Below are 13,357 nucleotides of genomic sequence, written 5' to 3'. Positions count from 1 at the left end.
CGTGCCGGGGGTCAAAGGAAGTCCGACCCCGATGAGGCAGGGATCGCATGACGTGGCTGACCGCCGGCGGTGGCTATGAGGTCACCCTTTCCGACGGCCGCATAGCGTGCCGCAACGCCAAGGGCAAGCTGCTCAAGTCCGTGCCTCCGGCGTTGAAGGACGACGCCGTGGTGTTCGGGCTCAAGCAGCTGCAGGAGTGGCTGGGCCGGCACGAGGCGCAGGTGCGCGAGCAGGTCGACCGGTGGATGGTCCGGTCACTCCCCGTGCCCGCCGAGGTCCTCGCGCGTGTCTGGGCCGACGAGGTGTGGCGGGCCGCGCTGACCGACCTGGTCGTCGCCGTCCTCGACGGCGACGGCTCGTGGGACCCCGACGAGGTCGGCTTCCTGCGCGACGCGTCCGGTGACGGCGGCGGCACGATCGGCATCGTCAACCTCGACGGCGAGACGGTCCGGCTGCCCGCGGCGCGCGTCGCGATCCCCCACCCGGTGCAGCTGGCCGACCTCGACGACCTGCGGGAGTTCGCCGCCGACCTGGGCGTGAAGCAGTCGGTCGACCAGCTGTTCCGCCAGACGTGGACGCGCGGCGCCGACGTCGAGCCGGCCGCGACCAGGGTCACCGACTATGCGGGCGGGAAGTTCGCCGAGCTGCGGCACCTGACGGCGCGCTCCTCGTCGCTGGGCTATCCGGTGAAGGGCGGCTCCGCGATCTGCCGCGTGTTCGAGGGCGGCCGCACCGTCGAGGCCCGCAGCTGGGTCGGCTCCGACGATCCTTATTACGGGACCGAGACCGGCGACCTGGTGTTCGTCCGGGAGGACGGCACGACGGTGCCGCTCGGTGAGGTCGGGCCGGTCGCCTGGTCCGAGGGCATGCGCATGGCGGCGGCACTCTATGCCGGCCGGGTCGTCGAGGAGACCAAGGAGGAGGAGCAGGCATGAGCGTAGAAGCACTGTTGGACGCGGGTGCGGTGCTGCCCTCCGGGGCGGGCGCGGCGCAGGACACGATCGACACACTGACCACCCGGGCCTATCGGCACCCGGTCCTCGGCGACCGCACCGTGGTGCGCCTCGTCCCGGGCACCCTCGGCGCGGCCGAGGACCTCACCATGGAGTTCCTCGGGTTCACCGCACCCGAGACCGTGGCCGAGGTCGGCGTCGTGCGGCAGCAGGCGCTCGGGTTCCCCGCATGGGCGCTCGTCAACGACCCCGCCAACGGCCACCACGCCCTGGCGCTCGTCAAGGACATCGAGCGGCTCGTGCGGATCGCGAAGTCGCGGATCGGGCCGGCCCGCGACGGGTTCGTGGAGCTCGGCGACCGGCTCGCCCGGTCGGTGCCGCACTTCCTGCCGACGTTCTACGAGGAGGCCGCGCGGGCGTTCCTCGCCGCCGACAGCCCCACCTATGCGGCGTCGATGTTCGGCAAGGCCCGCGACGCCGAGCGGGCGTTCGCGCTGAAGATCGACGAGGACCGGCAGCACACGGTCTTCCTGGAGTTCGCGCTCGCCGGCGCGCTGACCGCGAAGGCGCTGTCGGCGTATGCCCGCGACCTCGCGGCGCGCGCCGACGCGGCGACGGCCTATGAGCGCTTCCGGCGGCTGTGCGTGGAGCGGACCCTCGGCGGGATGCCGCCCTATGCGTCGATGCACACCGACCTGCGCCGGCTGGCGAAGGCGGCGAAGCTCGGCGCCGACGAGGAGGAGGCGCTGCTGCGGGTGCTGCTCACCGCCTCGTCGGTCGTCCGCGCGCCCGGCGGCTTCTGGACGGCCTATCGGGCACCGCTGGTCGCCATCGCCAGGCAGGACCCCACGGTCCGCGGCCAGCTGCTGACGATGTTCCCCGGCAACTGCCCCGACGGGACGTGGCTGGAGATCCTCGACGAGGCCGGCGCCACCGACGCGCTGACCGGGCCGGCCGGCTCCGTGCCCGCCGGGGCCGAGCCCACCGACGGTCCCGCCGGCTGGCTGACCCGCCTCGACCGGCACCGCTCCGGCTGGCGGCGCAAGCGGCTGGCGGCCCAGTCCGCGCTGGTGACACGGATGGCGGAGCGGCTCAAGGCCGACGGCGTCCCGGTCGGGCTGATCTCCGGTCACTACGTCGACCTCGACGTCGTCGACCTGTGCCTGGAGCTCGGGGTGCCCCTCGAGGAGGTCGCGACGAACGCGCGCTGCGCCGTCGAGCAGTGGCTCAAGGACGACGAGCCGGGCCGCCGCGACCTCGTCCACGTCGTCGCGCACCCGGACCTGCTGCCGCGCGTCGCGGCCAGCATCGAGGACCACCTGCGCCCCGGCTGGCGCAGCACCAAGGTGTCGCCCGAGGACGTCGCCGCGGTCGTCGCCGTGCCGGGGCTGCGCACGGCGCTGCACTGGTGGATGGACCGGCTCGCCGACAGCGTCATCAGCCAGGGGCTGCCCGGCATCGACGACCAGCTCAAGCGGCTCGCGCTCGTCGCCTGCCCCGAGGGTCTCGCGGTCAACCCCGAGGCGGTGCGCCGCATCACCGAGCACGACCTCGGCCCGGTCCTCGCCGCCACGCTGCGCGCCGGGGTCTTCGACGAGTTCGGCTGGCCGGCGCTGGAAGCCGCGGTCGAGACCCTGATCGGCGACAGCGCCGTCGAGTCCGACGACGACTCCTATGACGCGAAGGTCCGCCTGCAGCGGCAGTGGCCGCAGCTGCTGGTCCGCGCCGGCGACCAGGTCGCCGTCGTCGGCCCCGACGGGGTCGAGCTGGAGCACACGCTGCGGATCCCCGCCGACCAGCGGCGCTACGACTGGAGCACCGTCCTGCGCTATGTCGACGGGCAACTGCTCGTCAGCTGGGACAAGGGCGAGGAGCGCGGCGGCTACTGGAGCGGCACCGCCGACGACGTGTTCACCACCCCCGACGAGGCGTTCTCCGCCAACACCCACCTGTCGCTCGCCCTGCCGGGCGGCGGGCGCACCGCCGGTGGCCGGCCGTTGCGCGTCGGTGACCGGTCCGCCCAGGAGCGCTCGCAGGTCTGCGGCGACGGCCAGCACTACTGGGCCCTCGCCCAGGTCGCCGACGAGAGCTGGCGCTGGCACGAATACGACCCGGCCACCGGCGCCCTCGGCCGGCCGTCGCTGCCGTCGTTCTTCGAGGCCGGCGCCGTCGACGGCGAGTCCCTGCAGCACGCCCGGTCTCGGCTGATGCCGGCACCGCCGCAGGCCGCGGACAGCCCGCTCGGGCAGCGTGACGGGCTCGTCGGCTGGCGCGTGCGCACCACCGCCGCCGGCGCGGAGATCGGCGCGGGCGTCGACGGCCGCACGTTCACGCTGCCGGCGAAGTTCGAGCAGGCGGGTCGCCGGCACGGCCGGCAGGTCGGCGCGGTCCGCTTCCCGGGCTCCGACACCGTCTACGGTCTGGTGTATCAGGAGTCGTGGCGGGACAACCGGATCGTCCTGTGCGCCGAGGACGGCACGGAGATCGCCACGCTCAAGACCAACCTGAAGCAGGACCCGTTCCGGGAGGGCACCCGCATGATGCCCCCTCCGACCTACTGGCACTATCTGCGGGTCCGTGACGAGGCCGGCTCGGCGGCACTGCGGGCCGTCACCGACGAGCAGGCGGTGCGGCTCCTCGCCGCCGTCGTCGACCTCGTCGGCCCCGACGCCAAGATCGACGGCGACGCGGCGCGCAAGCTCGTCGGCGAGGCGCTCCCCGAGGTCGGCGCGGCGCCGCTCGTCGCCGGGATCGCCGGCGTCGTCAAGCAGGCGGCCCGTTCCACGGCGCGGCTCGTCGAGCTGACCACGGCCACCGCGGCGATCGCGGGCCAGGGCGTGCAGGAGGACCCCGACGGGCACCTGCCCGACGACCGGATCCTCAACGCGGCCCTGTCCGGGCTCATCCCGAGCTGCTACGACTACAGCCACGTCGCGGCCAACCTGTACATCCACGTCGGCGCGGCCCTCGTCGGGCTGGAGCCGCAGCGGCCGATCGCACCGATCGCCGGCCAGGCCGACCCCGACTGGTTCGCCGTCGTCGGGCAGCTGCCCGCGGCCGTCCACCGGGCCGTGTCACCGATGATCTCCGCCGAGCACCACACCCACCTGCTCGGTCTCCTCGAGCTCATCGCCGGGTCGGGGCTGCTCGCACCCGGCGGGCGGCTGCGGCGGCTCTGGCTGCAGGCCGACGACCTCGCCGCGCTGCCGAAGGTCGGCGACGTCGTCACCGCGGGCGAGCGGCGGCTGGTCGTGCTGCGCGTCGACACGTCCGACGGCGAGGTCCAGGCGGTCGAGTATTCGCCGGGCGGCACGTTCGGCGCGGTCGCCGGGCACGCCATCACCCGCCACGAGGTGCAGGACCCGGGTGGCTGGGACACCGCGCGGGTCACCGCGTTCGTCGGGGCCGCCCGCGAGCGGGGGCCGCTGCCGTGGCGGCCCGAGCTCGTCCCGGCGGTGTCGGCGGCGGCCGGGATCACCCTCGCCGACGCGGCGGTGCTGCTCGCCGAGCCGATCACGTTCAAGCACTGGCAGGAGGAGCGGCCCCAGAGCTGGCAGGTCGACCCGGCCCTGACCGACGACGCGATCGAGGGCGCCGTCAGCGACCGCGACTCGCTCAGCCGCTCGGAGCGGCGCGGCATCGCCGCGGCGATGCTGTCCGAGGACCCGGCGCAGCTGTGGACCACCGGGCCGTCGGTCGAGCGGATCGGCGCCTGGCACGTGGAGCGGTATGGCGCGAGGACCCCCCTCGCCGACGAGCTGATCGTCGACGTGCGCAAGGCCCGCGTCACCGCCGGCATCCGCGCCTCGGCGTTCGTGCACGGCCTCGCCAACCCCGAGACGTGCCGCTGGCTGCACGGCCACGACGAGGGCGTCGGCGGCGCCGACCTGATGATGGCGGTCACCCGCACGATCCCGTGGCTGGTGCGGCGGCTGCCGGCCGGGCACCCGCTGCGCGTCAACCTGCCCGGGGTGCTCGAGCTCGTCCGGCGGCGGCTCGCCGACCCGGCGCTGGAGCTGCAGATCGGCACGTTGTATGAGGAGAACCTGACCGAGTTCATCGGCAAGATCGGGCTACCCGTCACCACCGAGGGGACCACCCAGGACGCCGGCCTCTACAAGCTCGTCCACGACCGGCACTGGCCCCTGGTCATGCTCCGCCCCGCGCGGCTCGCCGGGCCCGACGACCCGCTGCTCACCGCGCTGCTCACCGCGCTCGACAGCTCGCCGCGCTTCGTCGTGGCGATGCGGGCGATCCTCAGCGGGCAGCTCGACGCGTGGGTCGAGGCGGCCGCGTCCACGGACGGCGCCGACGAGGAGCACGACCCGTCCCGCTCCGCGCCCGGCCTCGTCGCCGACGTCGCCGAGCGGCACGGCCTCAGCGCCGACGCGGCCACGCTGTATCTGCAGCTGCTCGCCCTGCCCGACCCGACCGACCGCAACGCCGCGGCCTGGACGGGCTGGAAGCCGGCGCGGCTGAAGAAGGCCCGCGCCGAGCTCGCCGCCACCGACCTGGTCGTGGAGGCGAAGCGGCCGCGGGCCGGGCGGACCCTGTTCCTGCCCGGCGGCTGGGTCGCGATGTCCAGCCCGCACCTGCCGTTCGAGCGGTGGAAGCTGCCGCTGTTCATCCGCGACGGCGACAACGTGACCGGCCTCGGCGCCGTCATCCCCGTCGCCCCCGCGCCGGCGCTGTTCACCGTGGCCTGGGCCAGGGTCACCGGCGGCGACCACCCCCGCTTCGAAGAACTCACCACGAAGGGCCGTCGATGAGCACCACGCTGGAAACCCCCGCCCCCGTGCGGCAGGTCGACCCCGCCGAGCACGCGCACGCGGCGGAGCTCGCGTTCCTGGCCGCGCACGACGACGGCGCCCGGCCGCCCGGCTGGCGGCTGACCCCGCGGGCCGTGGTGACGTTCATCGTCGGCAGCGACGACAAGGAGCTCACCCTGCCCAAGGGCGCCCGCGCCGGCGACCTGCCCACGAAGCTGGCCATCACCCGGAAGTTCGTCGGCGACCGGGCCCTCGTCGAGCGCTGCGTCGTCACCCTCGCCGGCGAGCGCGGGCTGCTGCTCGTCGGCGAGCCCGGCACCGCCAAGTCGATGCTCTCGGAGCTGCTGTCCGCGGCGGTCTGCGGGACCAGCGAGCTGGTCGTGCAGGGCACCGCGGGCACCACCGAGGACCAGCTGCGCTACGGGTGGAACTACGCGCTCCTGCTCGCCGGCGGCCCCTCCCCCGAGGCCCTCGTCCCCTCACCGGTGCTGACCGCGATGCGCTCCGGCGCCGTGGCCCGCGTCGAGGAGATCACCCGCTGCCTGCCCGAAGTGCAGGACGCGATGGTCTCCATCCTGTCCGACCGGCGGATCGCGGTGCCGGAGCTGTCCGGCACCGCCGGCGCCACCATCCACGCGGCGCCCGGCTTCACCCTCATCGCCACCGCCAACCTCCGCGACCGCGGCGTCTCGGAGATGTCGGCCGCCCTCAAGCGCCGCTTCAACTTCGAGACCGTCGGGCCCATCCCCGACCTGGCCGCGGAGACCGCGCTCGTCGGCCGCCAGGCGAAGGCCGCCCTCGACCGGGTGCGCACGCCCTTCGGCGTCGACGAGGCGGTCCTCGAGGCCCTGGTCACCGCGTTCCGCGACCTGCGGGCCGGGCGGTCCGTGGAGGGCTGGGAGGTGGAGCGCCCCTCCACCGTGATGAGCACCGCCGAGGCGGTCGCCGTCGCCGCCTCCCTCGGCCTCGCCGCCGCGTATTTCCCCGGCGACCGCGACGTCCTGTCCCTCCTCCCCGCCCACCTCCAGGGCGTCGTCTGCAAGGACGACCCGGCCGACGGCGCGAAGCTCCTCGGCTACTGGGACGGCGCCGTCCGCCGCCGCGCCGAGGAGGGGTCCCGGCTGTGGACCCAGCTGTGGGAGCTCCGCGATGTCCTCAGCTCCTGACGCGGTGGGCAGGGGTCCGGGCGGGCTTCCCGAGACGGGTTCGGGTGGGCTTCCCGAGGCGGGTCCGGACGGAGCGCTGCGGGCACTGGCCGGGTCGACGGCGCCGCACCTCATCGGGGTGCGGCACCACTCGCCTGCCCTGTCCGCGGTGATGGACGACCTGCTCGACGCGGCCCGGCCGGAGGTGCTGCTGCTGGAGCTCCCGGCCGAGTTCGCCGACTGGCTGCCGTGGCTCGCCGACCCGGCCACCACGGCACCGGTCGCCCTCGCGGGGGTGGCCGGCCCGCACGGCAACGCGGCGTTCTACCCGTTCGCGGACTTCTCCCCGGAGCTCGTCGCGGTGCGGTGGGCGGCGCGCAACGGCGTCGAGGTCATCCCGTGCGACCTTCCCCTCGCCGACCGCGCCTGGCACGACGACCTCCCCCACGACCACGCGTCGCCGGAGGTCCCCGCCCTGGACGGCCCCTCCTCGGACACACCCACGCTCAGCGGGCCCGCTCACGACGGATCCGCTGCGGGGACGTCCACTCCCGGCACGTCCACTCCTGATCCGGCCGGCACCGGCGGGGCGGGGGCGGCGGGGAGCGCGGCGCCGGAGGGGGTGCGGCTACTGGGCGACGCGTTGCGGCGGGGGGCCAGCGGGCGGCCTGACGAGGACATGTGGGACCGGGTCGTCGAGGCGCGGTCCCCGGGTGCGGCGCCTGAGGCGGTCCGACGGGCCGCACTGCTCGTCGGATGGGCGATGCGGCACGACACCGGCGGCGATGTCACGGCGCTCGACCTGCGGCGGGAGGCGTGGATGCGACGGCAGCTCGCGGCGCTCGAAGGGCGGCGGGTCGCGGCGGTCGTCGGGTCGTTCCACGCGTGGGCGCTGCTCGACGTCGACAAGCCCGCCACCGACCCGGCACCGCAGCGGGGCGGGAAGGCGGCGGAGGTGGTGACGTCGCTGGTGCCGTATGCGTTCTCGTTGCTCGACGCCAGATCCGGCTATCCGGCCGGGATCCGGGACCCGCGCTGGCAGCAGGCGGTCGTCGCCGCCGGAGGACGGCCGGCCGACGTGGAGCGGGCCGCGCTCACCGCGATCGTCGACGTCTGTGCGCGGGTCCGTGCCGCCGGGCATCCGACGGGGCCGGCGGAGGCGCGGGAGGCGTTCCGGCTCGCGTCGGACCTCGCGCGGCTGCGGGCCCTGCCCGCGCCAGGCCGGGGCGAGATCGTGGAGGCGTTGCAGAGCGTCATCGCCCACGGTGAGGTCCTCGGCCGGGGGCGGGTCGTCGCGACGGCGATGGAGCAGGTGCTCGTCGGGCAGGAGCGCGGCGTGCTCGCGCCGGGGACGCCGCGGTCCGGGCTGCGGCCCGCGGTCGAGGCGCTCGTCGGCGAGCTCCGCCTGCCGGGCGCCGGCGAGAAGGCGCGCGACATGCGGCTCGACTCGCTGCGCTCCGACCTCGACCGGCGGCGGGAGGTCGCGCTGCGGCGGCTCGAGGTGTGCCGCGTGCCGTACGGCGAACGCATGACCGTCGAGGGTGCCGGTGGTGCCGACGCGCTCACCACGCGGTGGACGGTGCAGTGGGTGCCGGGCACCGAGGCGATGCTGGAGCTCGCCGGCATCCGCGGGGTGACCCTGGCCCAGGCGGCCGAGGGCACGCTGCGGCAGCGCCGTCGCGCCGAGCAGGACGACAACGGCCCCACGTCGGCGCAGCTCATCGACGGGCTCGCCGTGGCCGCCGGGTGCGGGCTGGTCGCGCTGACCCGGGAGCGGGTCGCGGAGGTCGCCGCGGAGGTCCCGGCCGCCGCGAGCCTGGACGAGCTGATGGCGGCCCTCGCGCTCGTCGACCGGCTCGACCGCGGGCACGTCCCCGGCATGCCGGCCGGGCCGCTCGGCGACCTCGGACCGGTGATCGAGTCGCTGGAGTCGGCCGCGGTCCGGCAGGTCGACGGGCTCACCGGCTCCGAGTCCGTCGACGACGTGCGGGCACTCGTCGCCCTCGCGCAACGCGCCGACGCGGCAGGGGTCGGGCTCCGGCTCGCCGGCGCCGTCGACCGGCTCGCCGCCGAAGGATCGCCGGTCATGTCGGCGGCGGCGGGTGCGGTGCAGGTGATGCTGGGGCTGACCGAGCCGTCGGCGCTCGGCACGAGGCTGGCGTCATGGGTCGACGGCGCACGGACCGACGAGGGCCGACGACGGCTGCTCGGGCGGCTCCGCGGGCTGCTCACCGCCGCCGAGCCGCTCCTGCAGGCCGGCGACGAGATCATCGACGGCCTCCTCGACCGGGTCGAGACCCTGCCCGACGCCGACTTCCTGTCCCGGCTGCCCGCCCTGCGCGGCGGCTTCCAGGCGGTCAGCCCGGCCGCGCGGGACCGGCTCCTCGCCGTCGTCGAGCAACGCCTCGGCGACACGGTCTCCGCCCGCGACATCGCCGACGCGTCCGCGGAGGATCTGCTGGCACGGCTCCTCGCCGACCGGGCGGGCGCCGCGGCCCTCACGGCGTACGGGCTCGCGCCGCCGGCTGCCACCGCGCCCGCGGCACAGGCGACCGCGCCGTCTGCCGGACCCGCATCGCCCCAGGCCCCGACCGACGCAGTGCCGGCCGACGCGGAGCCGACCGCGCCGTCCGACAGTCCCGCGTCACCCCAGCCCCCGACCGACGCAGTGCCGGCCGCGCCGTCCGACAGTCCCGCGTCACCCCAGGCCCCGGCCGACGCAGTGTCGGCCGCGCCGGTCGGCGGGCCCGCATCGCCTCACGTACCGCCGACGAGTGGGGAGACCACCGCGGCGGCGGACGAGCTTGCGATGCGGACCGGAGCCGCCGCGCCGGGCGGACCCGCGGTGGACGGCGAGCCTGCCGCCGTCGGCGGACCCTCGGCGCCTGCCGGAGGCCCGCGGGACGGCGGTCCGGCACGGGACGAGGGGCGCACGTTGTCCACTGTGGACAGATGGCGGCTGCTGCTCGGGCGGCGGTCCGAGGATCTCGGTCCCGGGGCGGCGAGGTACGCCACCGCGCTCGACGAGCTGTATGGGGCCGGGACCGGCGAAGGCTCGCGGGCCGACGCGGCCGGGAGGGCGGGGCGGGAGGCGCCGTTCCCCGGTGTCCGCGAGTGGGCCGAGGAACTGTCGGCGCTGTTCGGGCCCGGCATCCGCGAGGAGGTCCTGGCCCGCGCCGCGGAGTCGGGGCGGCGTGAGGCGGTGCTGCTGCTGGACCCCGACGCGGTCACCCCGTCGGTGGAGCTGCTGCAGACGGTGCTGTCCCTCGCCGGTGCGATGCCCGAGTCGGCCGTCGCGCGGCTGCGGCCGCTCGTCGCGCGGATCGTCGAGGAGCTCACCCGGCAGCTGGCGGCGCGGCTGCGGCCGGCCCTCGCGGGGATCACGACACCACGGCCGACCCGGCGTCCCGGTGGGCCGCTCGACCTGCCGCGGACGCTGCGGGCCAACCTCGCCACGACCCGCCGCGACGAGGAAGGCAGGGTCCGGGTCATCCCCGAGCGCCCCGTGTTCCGCACCAAGGCGAGGCGCGGCGTCGACTGGCGGCTCGTCCTCGTCGTCGACGTGTCCGGGTCGATGGAGGCGTCGGTCATCTGGTCGGCTCTGACCGGGGCGATCCTCGCCGGCGTCCCGGCGTTGACGACCCATTTCGTGGCGTTCTCGACCGAGGTGGTCGACCTCACCGACCGGGTCAGCGATCCCCTCGGGCTGCTGCTCGAGGTCAAGGTCGGCGGCGGCACCCACATCGCGGCGGGGCTGCGGCACGCGCGGTCGCTGGTGACCGTCCCGTCGCGGACCCTGGTCGTCGTCGTCAGCGACTTCGAGGAGGGGTACCCGCTCGGCGGCCTCCTCGGGGAGACCCGTGCCCTGGTCGAGTCGGGGGCGACCGTGCTGGGCTGCGCCAGCCTCGACGACGGGGGTCGCCCGAGGTATTCGGTGTCGGTGGCGTCGCAGCTCGTCGCGTGCGGCATGCCGGTCGCCGCGCTGAGCCCCCTGGAGCTGGCCCGCTGGGTCGGGGAGAAGGTGCGTCCATGAGCACTTCCGCACACGCCGGGCTGCCGCCGGTGGCGGACACGGTCCTCGTCGCGGCCGTCGAGGCCTTGCCGGCGCGGCTGCGCAGGAAGGTCGACGAGGCGGTGACCCGGTTTGCGGCGCTGCCGGTGACCGGGGCGGACGGGCGGTTCACCGTCGCGGTCGACGACACGACCACCGTCACCCTCGTCACCGACGGCGGGGTGGTCCGCGAGGCGGACGCGGCGACGTGCACCTGCCTGCTCGCGCCGAACTGCCTGCACCGCGCCGCGGTCCTGGCCCTCGCCCCCGCGCACTCGGGCGAGGAGCCGGCACCCGCCGAAGCGTTCCCCGCACCCGGCGAAGCGGCGCCGGCGCGCGGCGAGGAGGCGCCGGCGCGCGGCGACGACCCGCACCCGAGGGACGCCGTCGCGCCGGAGGACACCACGGGGCCGGAGGACGCGGCCCGCGCGCTGCCGCAGGGCGACGGGGCACCGGCCGGCGACGAAGCGGCTCCCGCCGGCGGGCGGCCCGCGGCGAGCCAGGCCGTCGCCGACCTGCCGGCGGTGGAGGAGGCCGTCGAGGTGTTGACGGTGCAGCAGCGGGCGGCGGTCGAGCACCTGTGGCGGGCGGCGGTCGACGTGCTCGGCGCGGGCGTCACCGGGTCCGGGACCGTGGCGCGGACCGCGTTGCTGCGGGCGGCGCACGAGGGTCAGGCGTGCAAGGTGTACCGGCCGGCAGCCGCCGCGCGGGTCGTCGCCGCGATGCTGCAGGCCGCCCGCACCGGGGACCCCGACTTCCGGCTCGGTGACCTGACCGCCGCCCTGCAGGAGCTCATCGGGGTGCTGCAGCGGCTCCGCGACGCCGGATCGGTGGCGGAAGGGCTGCTGGGGGCGGCTCGCCGGTCGTACCAGCTGCAAGGGAGCCTCCGGTTGCACGGCCTGTGCACGACGGCGGTGCTCGCCGACTCCGGGTATGCGGGCGTCGTCACCTATGTCGTGGACCGCGACGGCGGGCTGTGGATGATCGCGGATCTGATGCCCGGCGACGCGAAACGGGCCGCGAAGGCGGGCAACGCGACCGTCGCGCTCGGCGAGACAGCGCTCAGTCACCGGGCACTGACCAGGGCGGGTCTCGTGGTGTCGGGGGCGACGGCGTCCGCGACCAGGCAGCTCGGCGCCGGGAAGTCGGTGCGGGCGGTCACCGCGCGCGGGTGCGGCTGGGACGAGGAGCCCCTGGCCGGGCTGTGGGCGGTGCCGCTCGGCGAGCAGGTGCACCGCGCGTTCGAGGCTCTCGCCCTGCCGGTGACGGACCGGCGGGCCGGCGACGATCTGACCTTCCTGACGGTCCGCGTCGACGGCACCGACGGCGACGCGATCCACGCCACGGCCACCGGAGGTGTCCCGCTGACGTTGCGGGTGGCCGACGACGCGCCGGCGCTGGCGTACCGGGACAACCTGCGGCTGCTCGGCCGGGCGACGGGGCTGGAGCTGCGGGTGGTCGCGCGGCCCGATCCGGCGCGCCGGGGCACGGTGTTCCCCCTCGCGGTCGCGCCGGTGGACGGCGCCGGGTGGCACCTGCCGGCGGCGCAGAGCGGTCACGTCGACCTGGCGTTCGACCGGCTCCACAGCAGCCACCTCCCGCAGGACGTGCCGCTCGCGAGGGAGGGTGGCGCCGGCCGTACCTCTGCCGCGGACGGAAACGGTGATCCTGTCCTGCGGCTGATCGCCGCGCAGGTGGAGCGGACGGTGTCCGGGGGGAGGACCGTGCACACGTTCGCGGCCGGGAGGGGACCGTCCGACGCCACTCGGCTGCGGCGGGCCAGGCTCGACACGGGCGCGGCGCTGCTCGACCGGTTGACGGAGGCCGCGTGCACCCGGCCCCGGGACGCGTTCGGGCGGCTCGCCGGCGACGACGGCAGCGCGTTCGCCAGGGCGTGGCTGGCCACGGCGGTCTACACGGACGCCGCGACCCGCGCCGCCGCCGAGGCGACCTGGCTCCCGGCCGTCCCGGCCTGACCCGGGCCGGTCGCCGCGGCATGCCCACCGTCGCGGCGACCGGACCCGGCCCGGCGGACCGGCGCCGGGCGCCACGCGCCACGCCCGCGCCACGCGACACGACGTGACGAACCAGCGCCGCACGACAGCAGAGGCGCCGCACGACAGGACCCGACAGCAAGAAGCCGCGCGACGGAGGGCGTCAGCGCACGACGTCGGTGACGGCGGCGATCCAGGCGAGGGCGTCCTGTTCGGCGGCGAACGAGCGGCGGGTCGCGTAGACCGTCGCCGTGTCACCCACGGTGACCACGAACGTGACCGCCCACGTCTCCTGGTCGCGGCGCAGCATGCGGGCCTTCGTGTCCAGGTGCACCGGCGCGACCAGCGTCGCGTGGTCCAGGTTGAGATACGTGGCCTGTGACGTCGCCATCTCCACGACCGGGACGAGCCTCATGCCCCGCACTGTAAGCGACGGCGGCGCCAG

The 13,357-nt window shown here is 75.9% G+C and carries 6 protein-coding genes; 5 read left to right on the top strand and 1 reads right to left on the bottom strand.

Annotated features, from left to right (window positions below; genetic code table 11):
• Positions 1-47: 47 nt before the first annotated feature.
• From ABZS58_RS38225 to ABZS58_RS38205, 5 genes are read left to right on the top strand one after another with little or no spacing between them, the layout of a single operon-like run.
• Complete coding sequence (locus tag ABZS58_RS38225; RefSeq protein ID WP_354788369.1) at positions 48-935, top strand: DUF4132 domain-containing protein; 888 nt, start codon at positions 48-50, stop codon at positions 933-935.
• A complete protein-coding gene (locus ABZS58_RS38220) occupies positions 932-5,722 on the top strand; it encodes a hypothetical protein (RefSeq protein ID WP_354788367.1) in 4,791 nt (1,596 codons plus the stop codon). The genes ABZS58_RS38225 and ABZS58_RS38220 overlap by 4 nt, the downstream gene beginning before the upstream one ends.
• Complete coding sequence (locus tag ABZS58_RS38215; protein ID WP_354788366.1) at positions 5,719-6,888, top strand: AAA family ATPase; 1,170 nt, start codon at positions 5,719-5,721, stop codon at positions 6,886-6,888. Before ABZS58_RS38220 ends, ABZS58_RS38215 begins: the two co-directional genes overlap by 4 nt.
• The gene (locus ABZS58_RS38210) at positions 6,872-10,900 is read left to right on the top strand and encodes a DUF5682 family protein (protein WP_354788365.1); all 4,029 of its coding nucleotides are present in this window, start codon (positions 6,872-6,874) and stop codon (positions 10,898-10,900) included. Before ABZS58_RS38215 ends, ABZS58_RS38210 begins: the two co-directional genes overlap by 17 nt.
• Positions 10,897-12,894, top strand: a complete 1,998-nt coding sequence (locus ABZS58_RS38205; RefSeq protein ID WP_354788363.1) for a hypothetical protein — start codon at positions 10,897-10,899, stop codon at positions 12,892-12,894. The genes ABZS58_RS38210 and ABZS58_RS38205 overlap by 4 nt, the downstream gene beginning before the upstream one ends.
• Before the next feature lie 181 nt (positions 12,895-13,075).
• Here the strand turns inward: ABZS58_RS38205 and ABZS58_RS38200 are convergent, their stop codons facing one another.
• On the bottom strand, positions 13,076-13,327 hold the full coding sequence (locus ABZS58_RS38200) for a hypothetical protein (protein WP_344504607.1): 252 nt from the start codon (positions 13,325-13,327) through the stop codon (positions 13,076-13,078).
• Positions 13,328-13,357 lie beyond the last annotated feature (30 nt).

It is taken from the genome of Dactylosporangium sp. NPDC005555 (genome assembly GCF_040605635.1).
Classification (GTDB): domain Bacteria; phylum Actinomycetota; class Actinomycetes; order Mycobacteriales; family Micromonosporaceae; genus Dactylosporangium.
The sequence above is the reverse complement of the archived record's forward strand: the minus strand, read 5'-3'. Positions and strand labels throughout refer to the sequence as shown.

Bases quoted from the DNA above. Each gene is read 5' to 3' on its own strand.
- ABZS58_RS38210 (WP_354788365.1), top strand. From the start codon at position 6,872: ATGTCCTCAGCTCCTGACGCGGTGGGCAGGGGTCCGGGCGGGCTTCCC.
- ABZS58_RS38200 (WP_344504607.1), bottom strand. From the start codon at position 13,327: ATGAGGCTCGTCCCGGTCGTGGAGATGGCGACGTCACAGGCCACGTAT.
- ABZS58_RS38225 (WP_354788369.1), top strand. From the start codon at position 48: ATGACGTGGCTGACCGCCGGCGGTGGCTATGAGGTCACCCTTTCCGAC.
- ABZS58_RS38205 (WP_354788363.1), top strand. From the start codon at position 10,897: ATGAGCACTTCCGCACACGCCGGGCTGCCGCCGGTGGCGGACACGGTC.
- ABZS58_RS38215 (WP_354788366.1), top strand. From the start codon at position 5,719: ATGAGCACCACGCTGGAAACCCCCGCCCCCGTGCGGCAGGTCGACCCC.
- ABZS58_RS38220 (WP_354788367.1), top strand. From the start codon at position 932: ATGAGCGTAGAAGCACTGTTGGACGCGGGTGCGGTGCTGCCCTCCGGG.